The organism is Aquirufa regiilacus (assembly GCF_032470275.1).
Taxonomy (GTDB): domain Bacteria; phylum Bacteroidota; class Bacteroidia; order Cytophagales; family Spirosomataceae; genus Aquirufa; species Aquirufa regiilacus.
Genome location: NZ_JAVNWW010000001.1, coordinates 64,017 through 86,673, shown reverse-complemented (window position 1 = coordinate 86,673; position 22,657 = coordinate 64,017). Strand labels below are relative to the sequence as shown.

General features: G+C 44.2%; 28 protein-coding genes and 1 tRNA gene. 14 read left to right on the top strand and 15 right to left on the bottom strand.

What is annotated here, in order from left to right; genetic code table 11:
- Positions 1 to 7 precede the first annotated feature (7 nt).
- From PQG45_RS00420 to PQG45_RS00395, 6 genes are all read left to right on the top strand, one after another.
- The gene (locus PQG45_RS00420) at positions 8 to 181 is read left to right on the top strand and encodes a hypothetical protein (protein WP_315577353.1); all 174 of its coding nucleotides are present in this window, start codon (positions 8 to 10) and stop codon (positions 179 to 181) included.
- Positions 182 to 220: 39 nt separating this feature from the next.
- Positions 221 to 868 (top strand): endonuclease III, encoded by a 648-nt coding sequence (nth, locus tag PQG45_RS00415; RefSeq protein WP_315577354.1) that lies wholly within the window; start codon positions 221 to 223, stop codon positions 866 to 868.
- On the top strand, positions 865 to 1,413 hold the full coding sequence (pnuC, locus tag PQG45_RS00410; protein ID WP_316070058.1) for a nicotinamide riboside transporter PnuC: 549 nt from the start codon (positions 865 to 867) through the stop codon (positions 1,411 to 1,413). Before nth ends, pnuC begins: the two co-directional genes overlap by 4 nt.
- Positions 1,414 to 1,567: 154 nt before the next feature.
- A complete protein-coding gene (locus PQG45_RS00405) occupies positions 1,568 to 1,951 on the top strand; it encodes a TraR/DksA family transcriptional regulator (RefSeq protein WP_315577356.1) in 384 nt (127 codons plus the stop codon).
- Positions 1,952 to 2,314, top strand: coding sequence for a phage holin family protein (locus PQG45_RS00400; RefSeq protein ID WP_315577357.1), 363 nt, complete (start codon positions 1,952 to 1,954; stop codon positions 2,312 to 2,314). It begins immediately after the preceding gene.
- Complete coding sequence (locus PQG45_RS00395) at positions 2,295 to 2,624, top strand: hypothetical protein (RefSeq protein WP_315577358.1); 330 nt, start codon at positions 2,295 to 2,297, stop codon at positions 2,622 to 2,624. The genes PQG45_RS00400 and PQG45_RS00395 overlap by 20 nt, the downstream gene beginning before the upstream one ends.
- A 70-nt stretch (positions 2,625 to 2,694) precedes the next feature.
- Here PQG45_RS00395 and prfB read toward each other — a convergent pair.
- Positions 2,695 to 3,769, bottom strand: a protein-coding gene (gene prfB / locus PQG45_RS00390) for a peptide chain release factor 2 (protein WP_315577359.1) whose coding sequence is annotated in 2 segments (ribosomal slippage) — positions 2,695 to 3,708 and positions 3,710 to 3,769 — 1,074 coding nt in all. Because the reading frame shifts where the segments join, the coding sequence is not laid out codon by codon here.
- An 81-nt stretch (positions 3,770 to 3,850) separates the two neighbouring features.
- Between prfB and lpdA the strand changes: the two genes are divergently transcribed.
- Positions 3,851 to 5,245, top strand: coding sequence for a dihydrolipoyl dehydrogenase (lpdA, locus tag PQG45_RS00385; RefSeq protein WP_315577360.1), 1,395 nt, complete (start codon positions 3,851 to 3,853; stop codon positions 5,243 to 5,245).
- Positions 5,246 to 5,284: 39 nt separating this feature from the next.
- On the opposite strand, the gene PQG45_RS00380 is transcribed toward lpdA, so the two are convergent.
- The 11 genes from PQG45_RS00380 to PQG45_RS00330 form a co-directional block, all read right to left on the bottom strand.
- Complete coding sequence (locus PQG45_RS00380; RefSeq protein WP_315577361.1) at positions 5,285 to 5,557, bottom strand: rhodanese-like domain-containing protein; 273 nt, start codon at positions 5,555 to 5,557, stop codon at positions 5,285 to 5,287.
- Between the two features lie 52 nt (positions 5,558 to 5,609).
- Entirely contained in the window at positions 5,610 to 6,200 is a 591-nt protein-coding gene (locus tag PQG45_RS00375) for a 3-keto-disaccharide hydrolase (RefSeq protein WP_315577362.1), read from the bottom strand.
- Positions 6,201 to 6,360: 160 nt separating this feature from the next.
- Complete coding sequence (locus PQG45_RS00370) at positions 6,361 to 6,606, bottom strand: DUF6364 family protein (protein ID WP_315577363.1); 246 nt, start codon at positions 6,604 to 6,606, stop codon at positions 6,361 to 6,363.
- A 46-nt stretch (positions 6,607 to 6,652) separates the two neighbouring features.
- Complete coding sequence (locus tag PQG45_RS00365) at positions 6,653 to 6,988, bottom strand: type II toxin-antitoxin system PemK/MazF family toxin (protein WP_315577364.1); 336 nt, start codon at positions 6,986 to 6,988, stop codon at positions 6,653 to 6,655.
- A complete protein-coding gene (locus tag PQG45_RS00360) occupies positions 6,978 to 7,208 on the bottom strand; it encodes a hypothetical protein (protein ID WP_315577365.1) in 231 nt (76 codons plus the stop codon). The genes PQG45_RS00365 and PQG45_RS00360 overlap by 11 nt, the downstream gene beginning before the upstream one ends.
- Before the next feature lie 87 nt (positions 7,209 to 7,295).
- Positions 7,296 to 7,964 carry a hypothetical protein gene (locus PQG45_RS00355; RefSeq protein WP_315577366.1) on the bottom strand — a complete coding sequence of 223 codons (669 nt, stop codon included), beginning with the start codon at positions 7,962 to 7,964 and terminating at the stop codon, positions 7,296 to 7,298.
- A gap of 194 nt (positions 7,965 to 8,158) precedes the next feature.
- Positions 8,159 to 8,902 (bottom strand): glycoside hydrolase family 25 protein, encoded by a 744-nt coding sequence (locus tag PQG45_RS00350; protein ID WP_316070057.1) that lies wholly within the window; start codon positions 8,900 to 8,902, stop codon positions 8,159 to 8,161.
- 1 nt (position 8,903) lies between these two features.
- Positions 8,904 to 9,491 carry a mobile mystery protein B gene (locus PQG45_RS00345; RefSeq protein WP_315577368.1) on the bottom strand — a complete coding sequence of 196 codons (588 nt, stop codon included), beginning with the start codon at positions 9,489 to 9,491 and terminating at the stop codon, positions 8,904 to 8,906.
- Positions 9,482 to 9,934 carry a helix-turn-helix domain-containing protein gene (locus PQG45_RS00340; protein ID WP_315577369.1) on the bottom strand — a complete coding sequence of 151 codons (453 nt, stop codon included), beginning with the start codon at positions 9,932 to 9,934 and terminating at the stop codon, positions 9,482 to 9,484. The genes PQG45_RS00345 and PQG45_RS00340 overlap by 10 nt, the downstream gene beginning before the upstream one ends.
- Before the next feature lie 418 nt (positions 9,935 to 10,352).
- Positions 10,353 to 10,440: transfer RNA gene (locus PQG45_RS00335), tRNA-Ser, on the bottom strand.
- A gap of 23 nt (positions 10,441 to 10,463) precedes the next feature.
- Positions 10,464 to 11,936, bottom strand: a complete 1,473-nt coding sequence (locus tag PQG45_RS00330) for a S10 family peptidase (protein WP_316070056.1) — start codon at positions 11,934 to 11,936, stop codon at positions 10,464 to 10,466.
- A 114-nt stretch (positions 11,937 to 12,050) separates the two neighbouring features.
- Here PQG45_RS00330 and PQG45_RS00325 point away from each other — a divergent pair, with 114 nt between their 5' ends.
- The 3 genes from PQG45_RS00325 to PQG45_RS00315 all read left to right on the top strand — a co-directional run bounded on the left by PQG45_RS00325 (position 12,051) and on the right by PQG45_RS00315 (position 15,410).
- Positions 12,051 to 14,135 carry a nitrite/sulfite reductase gene (locus tag PQG45_RS00325; protein ID WP_316070055.1) on the top strand — a complete coding sequence of 695 codons (2,085 nt, stop codon included), beginning with the start codon at positions 12,051 to 12,053 and terminating at the stop codon, positions 14,133 to 14,135.
- Positions 14,132 to 14,917, top strand: coding sequence for a uroporphyrinogen-III C-methyltransferase (gene cobA / locus PQG45_RS00320; RefSeq protein ID WP_316070054.1), 786 nt, complete (start codon positions 14,132 to 14,134; stop codon positions 14,915 to 14,917). Before PQG45_RS00325 ends, cobA begins: the two co-directional genes overlap by 4 nt.
- 106 nt (positions 14,918 to 15,023) lie before the next feature.
- Positions 15,024 to 15,410 carry a RidA family protein gene (locus tag PQG45_RS00315; RefSeq protein WP_315577373.1) on the top strand — a complete coding sequence of 129 codons (387 nt, stop codon included), beginning with the start codon at positions 15,024 to 15,026 and terminating at the stop codon, positions 15,408 to 15,410.
- 376 nt (positions 15,411 to 15,786) lie between these two features.
- Here PQG45_RS00315 and tnpA read toward each other — a convergent pair whose 3' ends face one another.
- The 3 genes from tnpA to moaA all read right to left on the bottom strand — a co-directional run bounded on the left by tnpA (position 15,787) and on the right by moaA (position 18,442).
- Positions 15,787 to 16,206, bottom strand: a complete 420-nt coding sequence (gene tnpA / locus PQG45_RS00310; RefSeq protein WP_315577374.1) for an IS200/IS605 family transposase — start codon at positions 16,204 to 16,206, stop codon at positions 15,787 to 15,789.
- Between the two features lie 256 nt (positions 16,207 to 16,462).
- Complete coding sequence (locus PQG45_RS00305) at positions 16,463 to 17,443, bottom strand: bifunctional heptose 7-phosphate kinase/heptose 1-phosphate adenyltransferase (RefSeq protein ID WP_315577375.1); 981 nt, start codon at positions 17,441 to 17,443, stop codon at positions 16,463 to 16,465.
- Positions 17,444 to 17,446: 3 nt separating this feature from the next.
- Positions 17,447 to 18,442 (bottom strand): GTP 3',8-cyclase MoaA, encoded by a 996-nt coding sequence (moaA, locus tag PQG45_RS00300; protein WP_316070053.1) that lies wholly within the window; start codon positions 18,440 to 18,442, stop codon positions 17,447 to 17,449.
- Positions 18,443 to 18,465: 23 nt separating this feature from the next.
- Here moaA and PQG45_RS00295 point away from each other — a divergent pair, with 23 nt between their 5' ends.
- From PQG45_RS00295 to PQG45_RS00280, 4 genes are all read left to right on the top strand, one after another.
- The gene (locus tag PQG45_RS00295) at positions 18,466 to 18,711 is read left to right on the top strand and encodes a MoaD/ThiS family protein (RefSeq protein ID WP_316070052.1); all 246 of its coding nucleotides are present in this window, start codon (positions 18,466 to 18,468) and stop codon (positions 18,709 to 18,711) included.
- 61 nt (positions 18,712 to 18,772) lie between these two features.
- Positions 18,773 to 20,632, top strand: a complete 1,860-nt coding sequence (locus PQG45_RS00290) for an NADH-quinone oxidoreductase subunit 5 family protein (protein WP_316070051.1) — start codon at positions 18,773 to 18,775, stop codon at positions 20,630 to 20,632.
- Positions 20,632 to 22,290, top strand: coding sequence for a complex I subunit 4 family protein (locus PQG45_RS00285; protein ID WP_316070050.1), 1,659 nt, complete (start codon positions 20,632 to 20,634; stop codon positions 22,288 to 22,290). The genes PQG45_RS00290 and PQG45_RS00285 overlap by 1 nt, the downstream gene beginning before the upstream one ends.
- Entirely contained in the window at positions 22,290 to 22,646 is a 357-nt protein-coding gene (locus PQG45_RS00280; RefSeq protein WP_316070049.1) for a hypothetical protein, read from the top strand. The genes PQG45_RS00285 and PQG45_RS00280 overlap by 1 nt, the downstream gene beginning before the upstream one ends.
- Positions 22,647 to 22,657 lie beyond the last annotated feature (11 nt).

The following is a 22,657-nucleotide window of genomic DNA, read 5'->3' as shown; positions in this document are numbered from 1 at the left end:
TAAAAACTTGTACGAGCCTCAAACGGGCAAAAACGAATTAACAAACCCGGAAATACGCTCGGAGTTAGCGGCATTCCAACAGGTCCAAAACGCCCTAGACCAAGCTTATGTAGCCCCGTCAGCGCGAGTGATTGATCGCATCCTGGATTATTCCAAACACAAAGCGTCGATTCAATCTTAATCTTGAAATTGTTTCTTATTTTGCATCAAATTCCACACGATGCTCAAGAAGGAACGATTTCAAGCTTTTATTTCCCATTTCGAATCCTCATTTCCTGAGGCTGAAACGGAATTGCATTACAGCAATCCTTATGAATTGTTGGTGGCCGTTGTGTTATCTGCACAATGCACCGACAAACGCATCAATCAAGTCACTCCTGCCCTTTTCATGCGATTCCCGGATGCGAAAGCCTTAGCAGAATCGAGCGTTGAGGAAATTTTCAGTTACATCCGTTCCGTTTCCTATCCGAATAATAAGGCGAAACATCTCTTAGGTTTAGGCCAAAAAATCGTAGACCAATTTGCCGGTGAGGTACCTGAAACCTTGGAGGATTTACAGACACTACCGGGCGTGGGTCGGAAAACGGCGAATGTCATCGCTTCGGTCATCTATAATCAACCAGCGATGGCGGTGGACACCCACGTATTTCGAGTTTCGAGACGATTAGGTTTAGTACCACAAACGGCGAAGACGCCTTTACTCGTAGAAAAAGCATTAATACGTCACTTACCCAATGACATTATTCCGGTCGCGCATCATTGGTTGATTTTGCATGGTCGCTATATCTGTTTGGCACGCACCCCCAAATGCAAGGAATGCTCCATCACGCATTTTTGTGCCTATTTCGCAAAAAACCAGGACAAATGATCGAGGCTGCCGGCATTATTGCTTCCATATTAGGGGTTTATTTTTCAGGCCAACGGAAATCAATGGCCTGGATTTGGAACATATTGGCTTCCGGAATCTACATGTACGTATTTTATGAGGCAGGTTTATACTCCGACATGGAATTACAGGGGGTATTTATTTTGATGGCTGTTTATGGTTTATACCAATGGCAGCGCGAAGATTCTGCGTGGAAGCCATCTAAAAGCAGTTTCCGTCAAATCATCATCGGATTATTCCTAGCCTTAATTTATGGATTAGTCGCGGGCTATCTACACGAACGATTTGCCGTAGCAGTCAAATCTCCTTACTGGGATGCTACATTGGCGGGCCTTAGTATGTTGGGGACCTATTGGGCGGCCCAACGGAAAATTGAAAATTGGATTTTGTGGATACTTGTTGACCTCGCGTACATAGGCATGTATTTAGTTAACGGTTTATGGGGTACCGCGGCTTTGTACATCTTGTTTGTTTTCATGGCAATTTACGGTTGGATTTCTTGGCGCAACAAACTCAAAATCAAGTGATTAAAAATTTGTCTGAGAATTTATACGAATCAGCGCACAAAATTGTCCAATAAAATTATCTTTGTAGGATAGAACACGGCAAGATCAGTAAGGTGCTGAAATTCAAATAATTATACTTTTTCGTGTTCGAGTAAAATTAATAGCGTTTTTATTTATGGCTACGGAAGAGAAGAATCGTTACTCCGCTGAAGAATTAAAAGAATTCGAAGCAATCATTCAAGGTAAATTAGCGGAAACCAATGCAGAGTTAAAGTATTTAAGATCAGCATTAAGCAAAAAAAATGACCCGGGAACTGATGATACATCAGGCAATTCAAAGGTCATGGAAGATGGAGCGGAAACGCAAGAGAAAGAAAGTATGAATCAATTGGCCGTGCGCCAACAAAAATTCGCAAAAAGCTTAGAAAATGCGTTGATGCGCATCAAGAACGGCACATACGGTGTTTGTATCGATTCAGGAAAGTTGATTTCCAAAGAGCGTTTGCGCTTAGTTCCGCATACACAACATTCGATTGAGGCCAAATTAAAACAACGGTAGATGGGATTTTTCGACAATAATGGTTTGGTAGATTTATTGAAAAACTACCTCAAAACGCAATTTGAACTTGTCAAACTCGATATTCAAGAGCGTTTAGAAGCCTTATTGGAACGTATATTCAAATTCGTCATCTTGGCATTTGCGGTAGGCATCGGGGTATTATTCCTCTTGCATGGCATCGCCAATATGATCAATGCTTATTTAGGCAGTCCATTTTGGGGACATTTAATTGTTTCTGGTGCTTGCTTTATTGTAGGCGGAATCATGGTGGCAAGCTTTCGCAAGCCAACAGATGATGTAGAATCCGAGGTAGAAGAAATAGTAGAAGAAGACATTACAGCAGATGAGTCAGATACAGAATAAAAAAGCACAATTAGAGGCTGAGGCGGCTAATTACGAAGATAAAATAGGTGAGTCAATCGCAGATATTAAACAGGTTGCCAAAGAAAAAGGTACCCAAATCCTAGTGGCTGGAGCTGTAGTAGCCGGAGCCTATTTGTTGTACTCCTTGTTTTCAGGCAGTGACAAATCAGAGAAGAAATCCGAGAAAAAAGAGTCTTCTTTTTTAGCCAATGCGCTTACGTCTTATGCCGTAGGGATTGCATTATCCTTGGCAAAAGACCAATTAGTTGATTATTTAAGAAAGCTCGAGGAAGAATCAGTTAAGAAATAACAAATTCATTTTTTCAGCACTACCTTTGGCAAACCTTGAAGGATTGCCAAAGGTTAAGAGGAATTTTAGCTTAGTTTTCCATCAAGTAGGCCTTGATGAATTCATTGATTTCGCCATCCAACACCGCGTCGGTATTAGACGTTTGGTAATTCGTCCGGTGGTCTTTCACACGGCGATCGTCCAATACATAAGATCGAATCTGCGAACCCCATTCTATTTTCTTTTTGCCCGCTTCTACTTCGGCGCGCGCGGCGTTGCGTTTGTCGATTTCAATTTGGTATAATTTCGATTTCAGCAATCGCAAGGCAACTTCTTTATTCATTAATTGCGAACGCTCCTGCTGGCAAGCAATAATAATCCCGGAAGGTTTGTGCGTCAAACGAACAGCCGTCTCAACTTTATTGACATTCTGCCCTCCTGCTCCACCAGAACGGAATGTATCCCAGTCGATGTCGGCAGGATTGATTTCAATTTCGATGGTATCATCGGCCAAGGGACAAATGTATACGGAGGCGAACGAGGTATGTCGGCGAGCATTTGAGTCGAAAGGCGAAATGCGCACAAGGCGATGAACGCCATTCTCCGACTTCAAATTGCCATAGGCAAATTCACCCTCCACCTCGATGGTCACGGATTTGATTCCGGCCACGTCCCCTGCGTTTTCGTCGACTAGACGAACTTTGAAACCATTTTTTTCAGCCCACATGTGGTACATGCGTAGCAACATGGACGCCCAATCTTGGGATTCGGTTCCACCTGCACCGGCATTGATTTCGAGGACGGCACTCATGTTGTCCCCTTCCTCCGACATCATTTTACGGAATTCAAGCGATTCGAGGAGCGCTTCGAGTTTGGCACCTTCGGCATCCACTTCGAGCTCCGTGGCTTCACCCATTTCATAAAATTCCCAGATTGTTTCGAGATCGTCTTGCGAGCGAGCTAGTTGGTCGAAACCATCCGTCCAAAATTTCAGCCCACGCATTTCGCGCATGGTGCTTTCAGCCTTTTCGGGATTATTCCAAAACTCGGGATCGAGTGTGACCGTCTCCAGTTCGGAGATTAAATATTTCTTATGATCGTAGTCAAAGATACCTCCTTAAAGCCTCTATTCTGGCTTTCAGGTCATTGAACCTGTCTCTTGTCATGTGGATTTCTGCTAAATAAAGTACAAATATACCCGATTTTGTGCTAAATTGCGGCCTCATTCATTTAAATCAAGCAATAAAATGGCGCAACAATACGATTTGATCGTGGTAGGCTCAGGCCCAGGGGGTTATGTAGCAGCTATCCGAGCTTCTCAATTAGGTTTAAAATGTGCAGTCGTGGAGAAAGAATCTTTGGGAGGTATCTGCCTAAACTGGGGATGTATCCCAACCAAAGCCTTGTTAAAATCTGCGAATGTATTTGAATACATCAAACATGCATCGGATTACGGAATTACGGTAAAAGGAGCAGAAGCTGATTTCTCTGCTGTGATCGCACGTTCACGTGGGGTTGCCGATAGCATGAGTAAAGGCGTTCAGTTTTTGATGAAGAAAAATAAGATCGACGTGATCATGGGTTACGGAAAAATCCAACCGGGTAAAAAGGTGGAGGTTACGGATGCCGATGGAAAAGCGACGATTTACGAAGGAAAAAATATCATGATTGCGACGGGTGCACGTGCGCGTGCCTTGCCAAATATTCCAATCGACGGCGAAAAAGTAATTGAATACCGCAAGGCGATGAGCTTAGAAAAACGTCCAGATTCGATGGTTATCATCGGTTCCGGTGCGATCGGTGTGGAATTTGCTTATGTATATGCGGCGATGGGAACGAAAGTAACAATCGTAGAATTTATGCCAAACATCGTTCCGGTAGAGGATGAAGATGTATCGAAAGAATTGGCGAAGCAATACAAGAAAATGGGCATCGACATCTTGACTTCATCGAGCGTGGAGTCGGTAGATACCAAAGGAAAAGGTTGCAAGGTGAGTGTAAAAACGCCAACAGGCAATCAAGATATCCAATGTGACATCGTACTTTCTGCGGCGGGTGTGATTTGCAATTTGGAAAACATTGGTTTGGAAGAAGTAGGTATCATTGTGGACAAGGGACGTATTCCGGTGAACGCATGGTATGAAACGAATATGCCAGGTTATTATGCGATTGGTGATGTAACGCCAGGTCCAGCATTAGCACACGTAGCTTCTGCAGAAGGTATTATTTGCGTAGAGAAAATCGCGGGTCACAAGACGGAGGCATTGGATTACACAAATATCCCGGGATGTACGTACTGCTCACCTGAAATTTCTTCTGTGGGAATGACAGAGAAGAAAGCGATCGAGGCAGGTTATGACATCAAAGTAGGTAAATTCCCATTCGTGGCGTCTGGAAAAGCAACAGCTGCTGGAGCACGTGATGGTTTTGTGAAGGTAATCTACGATGCCAAATACGGCGAATTGTTAGGTGCACACATGATCGGATATAACGTAACGGAACTTATCGCGGAAGCGGTGGTTGTTCGTAAGTTGGAAAGCACAGCTTACGAGATCATGAAAACGGTTCACCCGCACCCGACCATTTCAGAAGCGTTCAAGGGCGCGACGGAAGCGGCATACGGCGAGGCAGTCGACTTATAAAATTTACAAAAAGGAAAGAGGAGCTTCGCTCCTCTTTTTTTATTGTCCAAAATAGGCATCCGTTCCACCTTCGAGCCAGTCGGCGCCCGGTATCATCGCAGCCGCCTCCGCGGAGCGGCCTCCTCCTTTTCCACAGACGGTGATGATGGGTTTATCCGTCGGGATTTCATGCAATCTTCCCGCGAGTTCGTTGAGCGGAATATGTTTTGCCCAGGGGATATGGCCATCTTCAAATTCCTTTTTTGTACGTACATCTAGCATAAACACTTTCCCGTGTTTGAGCAAAGGTTTTAAGTCGGCTTGTGTCATCATGAACCAAAGGTCGGCAAATTATTTGTCCTCCTCTTTTACAAATGATAAAAAACTACAGACTTCGGAATTGAATGGACTGATAGACCACTTTGCTATTGGGGTCATGCGCCTGGATGGCAATGGTTCCCGTTTGAATGCGTCTGGCATCGTCGCCTTTAGTCACTGATTCTGGTTCTGTAAACTCGATGATGGTTTTGCCATTGATTTTCGTGGTGATGTGGTTTCCTTGTACGATGACGTTCAGGTCGAACCATTCGCCATCTTTGACAAAGGTTTCTTTGGTATCTTGAATTCCATACACCGAAGCGGTGCGACGCCAGTCGGTATGCGAATTATTCACCTGAATCTCATAGCCTTGTTTCGGCCAATCATTTTCCAAGAATGCAGTACAAACATAGAGACCGGAGTTAGCACCTGGGTAGGTTTTCACGCGCGCGTGTACCTCAAAATTCTTGGGTGTATAGCCATTGTAAAAGAGGTGACCACGGTTTCCGTTGACGATCAGTTCACCGTTTTCGATGTGGAAGGAACTCGGATTTTCACTGACTTTCCAATTGTTCAGGTCTTGGCCATTGAATAGGTCGATCCATTGGGCGTTTGAGGTGAAGCTTGCAAGGAGCAAGAGGAATAGGAGGTTTTTCATGGGTGAGGTTTAGGATAATGAAGTTAAAAAAGTTTCGGGACTCACGACAAACATGACCGATTTTTTAAAGTCTTTATTGTTACGTGTTATGATCTCGGGGATATTATTTTCAAGGGCGCAGGCATGCTGTAAAGCAAATTTAAAATGATATCTGATTCATCTATGATTTGTATTTAGATGTAATATATTTTTGATATTCGGACTTGTGGTTGAAATTTTCCGTCAAATGCAAAACACCGGATAGACTTTTCACGAGTGTATTTACCTCAGAATTTCGTTCATGATCAACAAGTAATCTGAGGTAATTTTCTATCAATTTTGACAAACTTGTATTCTTGGCCTTAGCAAAAGTCTTCGCTTTTTCAATTACATCATGGTCTAGCTTAAGCGTTAATTTCGTGTCCATTGCTGAAAGTTATAAGAATGAAAATAAATATTTAACACGTACATCCTTACAAATCAAGCATAATACTCAAATTAGCCTTAAGCTTTTTCTGCTGATTTTCTGTCAAACGTCCCAATTTTGTAATAAGTCGGGTATTATCAATGGCACGAACTTGATCGACGAGCACATCACTTACTTCAGGTAATTGACCTTTTGTCAAATGCACCCGCAAATATTCTAATTTCGGTTGGACATTCGTCGTAACGGGGCAAATCAATGTAGATAAATGGACGGCATTGAGCAGGTCCGTTTGAACGACGACCACGGGTCTGGTTTTGCCTGCTTCGGTTCCTTTGCTTGAGTTTAGATTGGCTAACCAAATGTCAAATTGCTTAATCTCCATCGATCAACAAATCTAATTCCCGCAAAACTTCCATCGAATCGGAAGCGGTTAAGAGCGATTCTTTGGCTAAGGCTTTCTTCAATAATCTTCGCTTTTGGACCAAATTGTACATATTAACGGCTTCATTGATGTAACGATTACGTGCCAATTGTAATTGTGCCGTTATTTCCTCCGTGTCATCAAAAATATGGTCATCCAGTTTGAGCGATAAAGTTTTCATCTCTTCGTTTTTTTCAAAGGTATATATTATTAGTATATACTATAAGCCTGAATTGCAGATTATCAATTCATTGGTTTTCAAAAAAAATCAAATGCTTAGGGCATTTTCAATTTCAGAATCAATTGAATCAAAAGGGTAAACAAAATCCATCAAATTCGCATTCATCCAAACTAATAGATCGTATAATTCCTTCTTAATTTTTATAGCCTGTGTAAAATCAATCGTTGTACCAATAAAACAAATGGCCTCATTGTGATAAATACGATTTCTAAATTCCCGAATATCTTTGAGTGAAACTGCGATTGAATTACGATTTACGAATCTAGGCTTGTTAGGGAAACACTTAATAATGACACCTGACATAAGTTTATAATGTCTCGGCTCGAATAGACTAGTCCAAAAGCCAAATGTTTGTTCCGCGATTAAATTCCCTGCGGCAACTTTCCCCTTTAAATTAATTTCCGCTTTAACAATTTGAGTTTTTAACCAATATTTGGGACCCAAGGAAGAATCACTCATAAAGCCTCCTTTTTGATTAATTATCCAAGCCTGATCATCAAAATAGTTTGACAATTTTTCATTTATCTCATTTCTCAAAAATATTTCAAACAAATTCAATATTGGGTAAAATGCCTGAGCAACACGAATATTTGCAGCATATAGCTTCATGGCTCTACCTTGTGAATTAGAACAACTTATCAAATAACGAGCTAGCCTAGGTTTAGAAACAAAGATTTCAAATGCTTCAAATTCCATAATTATCTATAAAATCATATTCAGATTCAGAAATCTTGTGTACTTTTACATCGTAATGGTTGGTAAAGCCTCTTTTCCCAAAAGGATAACGTAACCAATCAAAAGATTTTTTAAAAACCTCTGAATCATCAGAGGTTTTTTTGTGACCGAAAGTATAAATTATATGTAACGCCCCAAGGACTTCTGTGAATTTATCAATTCATTGATATCACATAGGGTTTATGCTCCTCTAGGTATTCTTCCCACTCTTCCCTACTCCCGCGAAAGACATTCAAGTCGGCCCGGTGTGTAATGGCCATCAAATCCGCGTCAATATTAAATTGCCAAAAGGTACAATCCATCATGGTAGGACGCCAAGTATTCGTCGAGCTTAACCACAGGGTATGATTCCCAAATTCATCCTCGATGAAATCGCGGTAGCCATCTCCATTGGTGTAGAAAATAGGCTGGTGTTTGGTATGCCTTTTCAGTTCCTTCATGAAGGCATGTAGCCGTTTTTTTACTTTTTCATGTGGAATGGCCCGATTACCATGCTGCTCCACGTCGATCACTAAGGGTAACTGCAAGCGCCTACCGTCCAAGTGTTTCAAAAAGTGCTGAGCTTGCTCCTTCCCATCTACATCGAAACGAAAAAAGTGATAGGCTCCTACGGGGATATCTCGTTCTCGGAATGCCTCATAATGTTGCTCGAAGGTATCATCCACACGATCATCGCCTTCACTGACTTTTAAAAACACAAAATCCAACGTGTCTAAATCGTCATACAAGACACGTCCATTCCAATGCGACAAGTCCAATCCTCTAACCTCATAACTTTTGGCAAGTTCCCAGGGGTCACCGGGTTTTACGTGCTTTTTCTTAGTAGGCCAACGAAAATAGACCAAGAAAGCTAAGAGGCCAACAAAGAGAAGGAGTAGAGCGTAAACAGTTTTAGTCATATTAATGTTGGGCAAAATCAATCAAGGGTACAAAATTACCTTCAGCCGCGTGCTGAATGGCCTTTAAATAAATGCGACGTACATCTCCTTCGGTATGAGCACCCCATGTAAGGCTGGTTAAGCCAAATTTATATTTCATCAATAAATCAGCCATGAGTCGGGCATGCCGACCATTTCCGTTGGGAAAACAGTGAATAGACACCAAGCGAAACTTGAAGCGAACCGCAATTTCCACGGGAGAAAACGTTTGATGGAGAATCCAAAATTGGACATCCGCAAGCAAAACGTTTAACTCCGAAGGAATCGTATACCAAGGCACGCCAATATTGGTTTCAATCTTACGAAAAGTTCCAGACCATTTCCAAACATGTCCAAACATGCGACGATGCAACAAGCAAATAAATTCAGCCGTTAACAAAGTTGGCAATGTCCGCTTTCCCATCAACCAGCGCAAGGCCTCATTGATATTCGCCTGTTCGTATGCATTAATCTGCGCATGCGTATGCAACATCGGAATCTTCAGACCGGATAATTGGTCTGGATCCATAGGTGTTTGTCCAAATTCTGATGCATCTAAGCCTATTCCCATAAACTACTTAATTTCTGTTGCCTAATTTCGGAAATTAAGCGTTTCAATTCACGGGCTCGGTTATGATTATCAAGTATTTGATTTTCGAGCAGCATCGCCTGATTAGAAACCTGCATTAATTCAAGCGCCTTTTGCTCAATTCGGGCATCCATCATGGCCTCTAATGTACCTGACTTAGGCTTCAAATAATACACCAAATCCATATCCATCGCCGCAGCGACCTTACGTAAACTCGCCAAACTAATCGCTTCGGACTGTTCCCGTTGTTCAAATTTTTTAACAGCGGGGACCGACAAGCCCAGTCGGGAAGCCAATTGCTGCAATGTCATCCCAATCGAAGTTCGCGTGGCATGTATCCAGCCAGTGGGAATGCGTTCCTGCCGTTGCCCATTGACAAATGCATGGATTTGGTCGTCGAGTTGGTGAAGGGATAGATTTTTCATTTTAACCTTTGAGTTAATATTTTAATCACAAATATAAACCTTTAGATTAATATTTATCCTTTATACCTCGTTTAATTAATAATTATAATTCGACAACTCTACTCAGAATACATTGTGATGAATTAAAATTTTGTCAGAATGCATCTCTTAAATTTTTCTCACGAAGAAATATCACAATAAGTAGATATAAAGCCCTAAAAACAAAAAAGGAGCACTAATGGACTCCTTATTCTCTTGTAGAGGTGGGAGTGACAGCTCCACTCCATTCCGCTGTCATCCGCAAAGGGCATCTTGCACAAAGCCTGTCACCATTCGCTACGCAAATCGTGACCCTTTTATATTTTCATCTGCTCGCCCAAGCAAGCTTGGCTCACGACTGAAAATATAAAAGCCCCCCAGCTCACGCTGGAAGGCTTTGTAGAGGGGAAGGGATTCGAACCCTCGGTAAGCTTGAGACCTACACACGCTTTCCAAGCGTGCTCCTTAAACCACTCGGACACCCCTCTGAATGGACTGCAAAACTAGCAAATTATTTCGACGAATCGAAAAAGCCATCCATATCCTTTTTGAATTGAATCAAGGAAGGTTTGTGGATGTAGTACATGTGGCCCGACTCATACATCTTGATATCTACTCTACTGCGTTGCTCCGGACGTAAAAACATGTGCTCAATGTCATACAATGCCGTGAAATACGGCGTCGCAAAGTCATAATAGCCACAGCCTAAATACACCTTCAAGGCCGGATTCTTCGCCATCGCATCCCGCAAACTCTCCGCCACATTCAAATACTTATTCTGCACATTCTTGCACGACCACAGATACACATCCCCAAACACATTATAACCCTTCTCCTCCTTAAACTTCAACTCCTTCTGCATATACGCATTAATCGTCGACGTAAACGGCCCGTCTATGTTGGCAAAGGATGGATCAAAATCCACATATTCGCCCGCATCATCTAGGTCCCGACCAGTAAAGCGTGCATCCAAGCGACCAACAGATAAACCATCCGCCCGACGTAAAGATTTGTAAAAACGATTCTCGTCTACACGCAAGTTGGCCTGTAAACACAAGTCTTTGGAAAGACCCGTATAATAAGCCAATTTACCTGCAATGGCATCTTTCTCAGCCGCCGACATCCATCCGCCCTTAATCAAGGCCGATGCATATTCACCAATCGACCAAGCCTCCGATTCCTTTAAGATATCTGCCAAAGGTCTTGCCTGCAAGGCTGGACTCAATTTCTTATGATACCATGCCGCCGCGGTGTAAGATGGCACATATAAAGCGCGAGGCAAATCATTCCCTATCGCATAATCATTCGTCCCAAAATTTAAAACCGCTGAAATCAAGATCACTCCATTGATATAGATCCGGTGGCGATCCTGCAAATGCTTCGCCAAGCCCGCCGCACGCGTCGTTCCATAACTCTCGCCCGCTAAAAATTTGGGCGATGCCCAGCGCTCGTAGCGACTCAAAAAGTTACGCACAAACGCACCAATCGACTCAATATCCTCCACATAGCCATGGTATTTGCTTGCGTCCTGACCCACTGCACGTGAATAACCGGTGGAAACGGGATCGATGAACACCAAATCCGTTTTGTCCAACCAGCCATATTCATTATCTACATACGTATACGGCGGCGCTGTCGCCGTTCCATCATCTTTCAATAAGACACGTTTCGGACCCACACCACCCATGTGCAACCACAAAGAGGCAGATCCCGGTCCGCCATTAAACGTAAAAGTCAAGGGACGTTTGCCCGCATCCTCAGCATCTTTTTGATAATAGGTGAAAAATATTTTGGCCAATACCTTCCCCGTATCTGCCTTCATGTGCATGTAACCGGTATATGCCGTGTAATTCAAAGGCTTGCCGGCCAAGTTCAATACGTGTGACGTCTTCACAACTTCCACACCCTGAATGTCCATCGTAGGCTTTTGCGCAAATAAACCAAAGACAGCCAAAAAGATAATTCCCGTTAAAATCGATTTCATGTTAAAAAAATTAGAAACGAATATAAAAATTCTTTGGCAATAAAAGTGTTTTGCCTTACTTTTGCCTAATACTCTATATATTATATAGACTTAATTACTTACTAAGATAACATTATGCAAAGTTTCCGCTCTGAGATAGAAAACCCCATCGTAGAAAAAGACATCCTGGATTTGGCCAAAAAGATTGCCCAATTCAAGGCTGGCGAAATTCACGAGGAGAAATTCCGTAGCCTTCGTTTGGCGCGTGGGGTGTATGGACAGCGCCAACAAGGCGTTCAGATGATTCGAATCAAATTGCCTTATGGCAAGATTCAATTCCACCAATGGAAGCGTATCGCGGATATTTCCGACGAATATTCAACTGGAAACTTGCATTTAACGACCCGTCAAGACATTCAAATTCACTTCGTTTCTTTGGACCGGACACCGGAACTTTGGGCGAAATTGGAACAAGACGATATCACCTTGCGTGAAGCCTGCGGAAATACGGTGCGTAACATCACCGCCTCCCCTACTTCGGGCATCGATCCCAAAGAACTTTTCGACGTAAGCCCGCACGCGGACGCGGCTTTTCGTTATTTCCTACGCAATCCCATCTGCCAAGAAATGGGGCGCAAAATTAAGATGTCTTTCTCCAATACCGAAGAAGATACATCACTCGCGTATCTACATGACGTTGGTTTTATTCCCAAAATCCAAGACGGCACCCGCGGCTTTAAAGTCGTGGTGGGCGGTGGATTGGGGGCCCAACCGATGTTGGCACATACCGCCTACGAATTCCTTGCAGAAGACCAGGTCATCCCATTCATCGAGTCGGTGCTTCGCGTTTTCGATCGCCACGGCGAGCGTAACTCACGCCACAAAGCCCGCATGAAGTTCTTGATTCAGAAAATTGGTTTTGAGGAATTCATGAATTTGGTGAATGCAGAAACCAAAGCCTTGAAAAATCATAGCTTCTCGATTGCAGATGCATCCGCTTGGGAGGTTTCAGAACCAAGTTTACAAGCAGACATCGCAGCACCTGAAACGGCTGAATACCAAACGTGGGTCGACACGAATACCTTTGAACAAAAGCAAAAAGGATTCCACGCGGTTTACGTGCGGATCTTGAATGGCAATATATCAAGTGACACTTCTCGTTCGCTAATCGAGGCATTAAAAGGATACATCGGGGATGATATCCGCATTACCATCAACCAAGGATTGATGTTGAAGTTTGTTCCTACGGCCAACTTGCCTTATGTATTCCAAGTATTGAACGCACATGGTTTGGCGGCACCCGGTGCGAATTCCATCGCGAACATCACGGCATGCCCGGGAACGGATACCTGTAATTTGGCGATCTCGGATTCGACACACATTACCTCAAAATTGGAGCAAGTGATCAATGAAGAATTCCCATCATTGATTCATGATTCAGCGATGAAAATCAAGATTTCAGGATGTATGAATGCTTGTGGCCAACACAGCATGGCGTCCATCGGCTTCCACGGTTCATCTTTGAAAGCTGCCGATAAACGTGTTTTGCCAGCTTTGCAGGTGTTGATCGGCGGAGCAACCTTAGGAAATGGCGACGGACGTATCGCGGATAAAGTCATCAAAGTTCCTTCCAAAAGAGGTCCCGAAGTACTACGCGTTTTATTGAACAATTTCGAAGAAAACGCCCAAGACGGTGAATACTTCCACGAATATTACGATCGTCAAGGCGAGAAATATTTCTACAATCTATTGAAACCGATTGCGGATTTGACCACGTTGGTAGATGCAGACTTCATCGATTGGGGCTCGACGGATACCTTCGCAACGGAAATCGGCGTAGGTGAATGTGCCGGTGTGATGATCGATTTGGTAGCGACCTTATTGTTTGAATCGGAGGAAAAATACGAATGGACAGCGGCGGCTTTGGAAGACAAGCGCTGGGCAGATTCGATTTACCATGCATATTCGGTCTTTATTTCAGCTGCCAAAGCCTTGTTATTAGATAAATCGGTGACCGTAGCCAATCAAAACGCGGTCATCAACAAGTTTGAAGAGCATTTTGTAGCGACAGGTGAATTTGCGATTGAGGCTTCGAGCTTCCCGGAATTGGTCTTGCAGATCAACCAAAACGAACCCTCAGAAGCCTTTGCGCGTCAATTTGCTGAACAGGCCAAAAACTTTTTAACAGCAGCCACAACTTTCCGCCAAGCAATCGCATGAAAAATTTAGCACATTTCAGAAAATTAGAACCACAACCCCGCCTCACGGTGGTGGGTGCGGGCCCTGGTGATCCGGAATTGATCACCTTGAAGGCGATTAAAGCGATTGCCTCGGCACAAGCGGTATTGTTCGATGCTTTGGTGGACAAAACGTTATTAGAGCATTGCTACCCTACCTGCGAACAAATCTACGTGGGCAAAAAGCCTGGCGAGAGCCATTCGCAAGCAGCCATCAACGAATTGATCGTAGAAAAAGCCTATGCGTTGGGACATGTCGTTCGCTTGAAAGGCGGTGACCCATTTGTGTTCGGAAGAGGCCAAGAAGAAATCGAATTCGCGAAATCCTACGGACTTCTAACCGGATATATTCCAGGCATCAGTTCATCTTATGCGGCGCCCGGTGCAGCAGATATTCCTTTGACCGTTCGCGGTGTGAATGAAAGTTTCTGGGTGATGACCGGTACCAAATCGGACGGCAGCTTATCGGAAGACCTCAAACTGGGTTTACAATCTACAGCAACTTTGGTCATCCTAATGGGGATGAATAAATTAAGCGAAATCGCCTCGTTATGCCAACAATACGGCAAGGGAGAAATTTCTGCTGCCATCATCCAAAACGGTACGATGTCGAATCAGCGCATTGGTATTTCCACCGCGGCGGAACTTGAAAATTTGGCAAAAAAAGAAGACCTTCGTAATCCTGCCATCATCGTGATCGGTGAAGTGGTTCGCCACGCAAAGCCGGAGATGTGGGAGAAGATTGTAAAACAAGCGAAAAGTTAGATCGTTATAACCCTAGGCTTTAGCCTAGGGATTCAGACGAAGTCTGACAGGAAACATACTTATAACCCCAGACTTTAGTCTGGGGATTTCACAAAACCCCACCACCATGTCACAAAGACTCAACATCTCCTCCGGTTCCCCATTTGAAGATACATTCGGTTATTGCCGTGCGGTAAAAACAGGAAACTTATTAGAAATTTCAGGTACAGTAGCTATCATCGATGCGGAAAAAGTTACCGCGGATGATTTCTATGCCCAAACGTATAACATCATCGAGCGTATCGCCGTCGTCTTGGAAGAGGCAGGTTCATCCATTAAAGATGTCGTACGTACACGCATCTTCACCACGGATATATCTCAAAATTTGGAAATCGCCCGTGCCCATGCACACTTCTTTGGCGATGTAAAACCAACAACCGGTATCTACGAAATCTCTGCCCTAATCGCTCCACAATACAAAGTGGAAATCGAATTCACGGCGTGGGTTAACTAGATTTATAACCCCAGGTTTTAACCTGGGGCTCTACAGACTTTAGTCTGGGGCTCTACAGGTTTCAACCTGGCTCTAGACTTCATCTGCAAATAATCCCCACCGACCTCCGGCCGGAATCCCTATCTAATAACCCCTGACTTTAGTCTGGGGCTCTACAGGTTTTAACCTGGGGCTCTAGACTTCATCTGCAAATAATCCCCACCGTCCTCCGGCCTGAATCCCTATCTAATAACCCCTGACTTTAGTCTGGGGCCTTCTCAGACATAGTCTGCACATCATCCCCACCGGCTTTCGCCGGAATCCTTAGGCTAAAGCCTAGGGTAATAAGCACCCCCACGAAAATCATTCACACCGACCTCCTCACGGAATCCCTAGGCTAAAGCCTAGGGTTATTACTCACTCCAAAGGCTTTTATCACTTGATCAAAGTGTTGATGCTTTTGTTCCTGCGCATAAATATATAAAGCAATGTCCGGGACCGCAGATTCACTGACAGACACGGCATAATATTCTTTTGCCCAAGCAAACGCGTGACTAAAATAATTTTGTTTATTAATCCAAAATGCCGACTCTCCTTTCAAAATTTTAATCGCTTGACTTAATGATAATTCGGGAGGCAATGAAAATAAACAGTGAATATGATCATGATAGCCATCAATCGAATGAATTTGAATCCCTTTCGAATGAGCATGTATTCGAATATGCTGGCAAATCAAAAATCGAATTTCTTTGATTAAAAGTGGTTTACGAAATTTGGTTGCCCAAACTGCATGTACTTTGAGATTTGTGTGAGACATGAGAAAAAGAGTTTTTTCTCAAAAATGAAATCGTTCCGGTTTTAGTGAAAGTAAAAACATGATAATTCTGAACGATTATCAATTAATTTATAACCCCAGACTTAAGTCTATCCACACGCCACCGGCTGGAGTCCCTAGGCTAAAGCCTAGGGTTATTGATAGCCCCAGGTTTTAACCTGGGGACTTCTGACGAAGTCTGAACATCATCCCCACCGGCCTCCGGCCGGAATCCCTAGGCTAAAGCCTAGGGTTATCACTATAAAAGGCTTGCCGCCTCCCTTTTCAGTAAATTCACATCAATCGGCACCACGCCTAAAGACTCACACACCAAACCTCCGCCTAAGTTCGCGAGTTCAGCGATTTGCGCGGGACTAGCTCCAGCCGCCAACGCACATGCGGCAATCGAAATCACCGTATCCCCCGCGCCAGAAACATCGGCAATCTGACGAATATGCGCCGGAATAGCTACCTGCTCGGAACGGAAATCCATGTACACGCCACGCTCCGAAAGCGTCACAAATAGGCCTTCAAATCGTTGGGATTCCTTAAACTTTTTGACGGTTGCCGGCAAGGCCAAAGCACTCAAATCCGATGCATCCAAGCCCAAACCATCCCGCAACTCATGTAAATTCGGCTTAAACAAGGTCGCCCCTTGGTAAGCAAAAAAGTTCTTTTTCTTCGGATCCACGACGGTAGGAATTCCCGCCACACGAGCCAATCCCATCACTTCCTGAATCAAACCCTCGCTCAATACTCCTTTGTCGTAATCCTCAAAAATAATGACATCCACTTGCGAAATAGCTGCTTTGACCGCCGCTACTAGCGATGCTTCTGAAGCAGATGAAATTGCTTTTTCCGTCTCCGAGTCCACCCGAATTAATTGTTGGGACCCCGCAATCACACGCTCTTTGACGGTCGTAGGCCGACCAACTTCTTGGATGATTCCGTCCACCGACAAACCTGCTTCAGACAAAATCGAGATAAGAGACTGCCCCGTCGCATCATCCCCGATGACCGAGAAAACGATCGGTTTGGCACCCAAACTCGCGACATTCAACACCACATTACCTGCACCACCTAAACGCGATTCACGCTTCACGACATTCACCACCGGCACGGGTGCCTCCGGCGAAATACGCGTTACCTTTCCCCACGTGTAGGCATCCACCATGAGATCCCCGATCACCATGACCCGCAGCTTCGAAAAGCCATCAATAATTTCAGCTAATACGCTCATAAATTAACCTCCTATGGTCGTCATCGATTCATTGATCACGCCCTTTCTATTTTTTTCAGCCTCAAAACCATCGAGAGGCCGCTTTTGGTATAATCCCAACAATACTTCCCGCAACTCCTCATCCGAAATTCCCTTGCGAAGATACGCTTTCAAATCAAAAACGCCATCATCGTATAAACAGGTTTTCACCTGCCCTTTGGCCGTTAAACGAACCCGATTACAAGTCCCACAGAACGTACGAGAAAATGCAGCAATAATCCCTACATCACCTAGATGACCCGGAATTTCGTAACGATTCGCCGTTTCGCCTCCCTGCATCAATATTGACTTAAGCGAAGGATACACAGTTTTCAATTCCTTCAAAATTCGTTCATGGTTCCAAAACAAAGTCCCTTCCACCAAACCCGAACCATTAAATGGCATCTCCTCAATATAACGCACCGAAACAGGCAGGTCTTTGGTCAAAGCCGCCAAAGCCAAAATATCTTGCTCATTCTGCCCCTTCATAACCACGGCATTGATTTTTACCTCAAATCCTTCAGCTACCAGGCGCAATAAGTTTTGGAAGACAATCTCATAATCATCCCGACGGGTTATCTGCTTAAATCGATCGCGATCCAAAGCATCCAAACTCAAATTCACCGAGCGAATACCCAAGGACTTTAATTGGTCGATATACGCCCCAATCAACACCCCATTGCTCGTCAAACAAATCTCCAAACCCTCCAAAGCCGAAATCTCCGTCAGAAAATCCATCAGCCCATTTCGCACAAATGGCTCGCCCCCCGTTATCCGAACTTTGTTAATTCCCATGCCATACATCACCCGCACCACCCGCGACATCTCTGCCCAGGTCAACAATTCCCGCTCCGGCATGTAGACAATCCCCTCCGCCGGCATACAATACGAGCAACGTAAATTGCATCGATCCGTCACCGCGAGACGTAAATACGTCATCGGCCGACCGTGATTATCCAAGAGTTGATTATCTTTATACATTAGTCTCGCAAATTACAAAAAATATGGCCACCTATACCCTGCTTCTGTTTGGCATTTGCCGCGATCTTCTAAAAAAAGATGAAATAAGTATCGAAACGCAGGAGCTCGTAGATGCCGAAACGCTTTTAAACCTGACGAAAAATACGTTTCCCGAGCTTAGCAATTTACCTTCCTTGCGCCTGGCAGCCGACCACCATTTCCCAAAACCCGATTTCATCATCGAGGAACGCATGGAAATCGCCTTGATTCCACCGGTTTCTGGCGGATAATTGCCCCTGATTCCCTACAAAATCAGTAGATTATTTTATCTTTGCTTCCTTAAACACTTTTATGCCTGTACAAACGATTTTTTTAGCGCTGCTCATCCTGCCTTGGCTTTCCGCCGGCTTGATTGCGTTGCTCCCTAAAAAAGTCCAAGTCAATACATCCATCGTATTGGCGGGAATATTTACCTACCTCGCATTCAAAGTGGGCCACATGCCCGAGAACATCACGAGCTACCCGTGGTTCGACCTGGGTGGCAAGGCAATTGCGGCGAGTTTTTGGGTAACAAAATCCGCCCAATTATTGCTTTTATTGGTCAGTATTGTTGCCTTATTTGTCCAAATTTTCTCGAAATCTTACCTCGCTGAAGACGCCAACATAGGGCGATATTACAGCTATTTACATGTATTTATCGGGTCCATGACACTCCTTGTGCTCACCGACCAAATCTATATTTTTTACGGCGCCTGGGAATTAGTAGGTGCTTGCTCCTATCTGTTAATTAGCTTTTGGCATCAAAAAGAAGCACCAATCAAAGCAGCCAAAAAAGCATTTCTTTTAAACCGAATCGGGGACATTGCCTTGCTTTTTGGTTTAATTGGCCTAGCGAATTACTTCGAAACTTCTGTCTTTTCGGGTATGCATGGCAGCGCTCCTGCGCTTATCGGCATTGCGGTAATTATGGGAGGAATAGGTAAATCGGCTCAATTTCCCTTGATGTCCTGGTTGCCCGATGCGATGGAAGGTCCTACACCGGCCTCCGCATTAATTCACGCGGCAACGATGGTTGCGGCCGGGGTATTTGTGGGCATTCGCGTTTTCCCATTCATCGGGGAGGAAGCGCATTTATTCATGGGTGTGATTGGTGCGATTTCGCTTGTTTCAGGTGCATTTTTTGCCCTATTTCAAAACGACATCAAAAAGGCTTTGGCTTATTCGACCATTTCGCAATTAGGCTTAATGTGGCTGGGCATGGGATCTAGCGCCTCGCTATTTCACCTTTATGCACACGGCATTTTCAAGGCAGGACTTTTCCTAACCGCTGGCTCGGTGATTCATTATTTGCACCACCAAAAAGCGACGCATCATGCAGATGCACAAAGTCTTCACAACATGGGAGGCTTGCGGAAACAATTGCCGCTGAGCTTTATTGCTTATCTGATTTTTGGCGCGGGGATGTTGGGTATTCCCTTCACAAGTGGATTTTACAGCAAGGAGAATATTGCGGGATTCTTGTGGGATTCGGCGCAGCATAGTGCCTATGCAAATTATTACTATGTGCTTTTAGGGGCTTTAGCATTGGGCATGGGTTTAACGGCGACGTACATGTGCCGACAAATCTATTTGATTTTCCTAGGCCAAAACCGTGGCGGGCACGTACTCGAAAAATCACACACGGAATGGTTACAAGTGATACCGATTAGCTTACTGATTTTCTTGAGTTTATTTTTCTGGATTTCGCTAAATCCGATGGATGCACATCATTCGGTATTCCTAGCTTTTTTCCACATTGACAATTATCACATTCCTGGATTTTGGTTGGGCATCACGGCAGGTTCTTGGATCCTCGGACTAGGAATTACCTACCTGACATGCCGCTGGGTTCCACAAACAAATTATCAATTCCTTGGATTTATGTGGCCATCAGCCTATCGGTTGGCTTGGTATATCGGCCAACAAATGCAGCGATTCGACGCACGCATCGTCGACAGAATCGTTGTCAAATTCACGGAATTACAAGTAATCATTGCCCACCTGAGTGCCTGGACCGACAAACATCTCGTAGATGGTTCCGTTAGTCTGATTGCATCCTTTAGCCGAGGCTTAGGCGCACGTTTGCGAACTTGGCAGTCGGCGCAATTGCACCGCTACTGGTTTTGGGTATTCTTCACATTGGTTTTCATCCTAATTTACCTTTTGTATTAATGGGAAACTTATCATACATCATTCTATTGCCGCTTATTGCCTCACTCGTGGTTGGGTTTGGGAAATTAGGCGCAAGCTATGCAAGGCTCGTGTCCATCGCGGTCATCGGAATTCAATTGCTTGTCTTGGCGAAAATCGCTTTGGTTTTTGACCCAACACACAATGGATTTCAACTAACGGAATCCTTCGATTGGATACATTTAAACTTGGGAAGCCTGGGACATTTTGTGTCCAAATATTCCCTTGGCGTCGATGGATTAAGCATCGGGTTGATCTTACTAACGGGTTTGATAAGCTTTGTAGCTTTATGGAACTCCAAAGACATCCATGAGAAAATCGAGGGATATTATGCCTTGGTCTTATTACTGAACGCATCCTTGATGGGTTGCTTTGTTGCGCGGGACATGTTCTTGTTCTACGTCTTCTTTGAATTCATGTTATTGCCGATGTATTTCTTAATCGGAATCTGGGGAGGACCGCGTCGGAATTACGCATCATTGAAATTCTTCATTTATACCTTGGTGGGCTCGCTTTTCATCCTGATTGTGATGTTGGGAATCGCCTTGGCCTACATGGATCCTTATGAAACGGCATTGTCTTTGCAGAAATTAGGCGTCAACCAAGGCTTTGGCATCGAGGCATTGCAATCCATGCAAACGGCCTTAGCGGCCCATGAAATTGCGCCTAACCAAATTGTGCACAGTTTTGATTTACAAGTGTTAAGTGATCCCAAAAACTGCCAACCGAATAACCTATTCAGTCCACAATCGGGGTTCTTATTAGGAGGATTATCGGGACGTGCCTGGGGATTCTGGTTATTGTTTATTGGCTTCGCCATCAAATTACCTTTGGTTCCTTTACACACGTGGCTACCCGATGCGCACGTGGAAGCACCTACGCCTATCTCAGTTTTATTGGCGGGCGTCTTGTTGAAAATAGGGGCTTATGGCTGGTTGCGCATGGCGATTCCGTTTTTCCCGACGGAGGCCGTTGACGCGGCAGGCATCATGGCCGGATTAGGTGTCTTGTCCATTATTTATGGAGCATACAATGCCTTGGCGATGACGGATTTGAAGAAATTGGTTGCCTATTCTTCCGTGTCGCATATGGGATTTGTGTTGGTCGGAATCGCGTCCTTCACCCCAGAAGGCTGGCAGGGAGCAATCTTTCAGTTATTATCCCATGGAATTTTATCATCCCTATTATTCTTGATGGTGGGTGTGTTATACAGTCGGACAGGCAATCGCCAAATCGATAATTTCGCTGGCCTTGCCACGAAAATGCCTTGGTTTACGGTGGTATCCGGCATTGCGATTTTCGCATCCTTGGGTCTACCCGGTTTCTCCGGATTCATTGGCGAATTCTTCAGTTTGATGGGAGCCTTCACGAGCACAAATTTAACACCGATCTATGCGATTCTCGGTGCACTGGGAATTTTATTGGGTGCCGGTTATTTATTATGGACCTTCCAAAAGATCTATTTGGGTAGCTATTTTGTTCGCGAAAGCACCTGGGAATTGCCCGACTTAACGATCCTTGAAAAGTTCAGTCTTTTCGGTCTAGGCATCTTGAGCATCATTTTCGGAATTTTCCCGGGAATCATTTTTGAGCTAAGTGAAATTTTCGTAACTAACAGTTTGAATTTACTATTTCACTGATGAACTCGAACATACTTCCCAAATTGGCTAGTTTAGATTTGGCAGAAGCCAATGCCCTCACGCCGATTCTACAGGGGATGTCGGAGAACCAACAAACCCAGTTCATGTCGATTTACTTGAGCAAGCGCCGGGATCCGGTATTGATTCTTGTGTGTACCTTGGCGGGCTTTGTTTGCTTTGCTGGCTTGCAACGCTTCATCACGGATCGCATCGGTTTGGGATTGCTCTATTTTTTTACGGGTGGATTTTTATTGGTCGGTACGATTATTGACCTATTTCGATATAAATCGATTGCAGAAGCATACAATGCAAAGATTGCTTACCAAACGGCGAGCATGCTTGCAAATTTCAAATAAACCTATCAAAC